Origin of the sequence: Paraburkholderia sp. BR10954 (assembly GCF_040965775.1) — a bacterium.
GTDB classification, from domain to species: Bacteria; Pseudomonadota; Gammaproteobacteria; order Burkholderiales; family Burkholderiaceae; genus Paraburkholderia; species Paraburkholderia youngii.
In genome coordinates this window covers 1-211 of the sequence record NZ_JBFRCK010000371.1, presented here as the reverse complement: position 1 = coordinate 211, position 211 = coordinate 1, and the positions used below count along the sequence as shown (strand labels likewise).

Genomic DNA, 211 nt, shown 5'->3' with positions numbered 1-211 from the left:
TGGAGGTGGTGCCCAAAGCGGAGCGGGAGCTGCTGCTGCAGACCTGGAACGCAACCGAGGCGCCCTATCCCGATCAGGCGTGCATCCACCAGTTGTTCGAAGAGCAAACCAAGCGAACGCCCGAAGCCGTGGCCATCGTTCACGAAGGCGAGCAACTCAGCTATGCACAACTCAATGCGCGCGCCAACCGGCTTGCCCATCAACTCGTCGC

Annotated in this window: 1 protein-coding gene; it reads left to right on the top strand. The window is 62.1% G+C overall.

The window, feature by feature from the left end; translation table 11 throughout:
• Positions 1–211: AMP-binding protein (locus AB4Y34_RS42600; RefSeq protein WP_176370253.1), on the top strand; the 211-nt coding region annotated here is incomplete at both ends.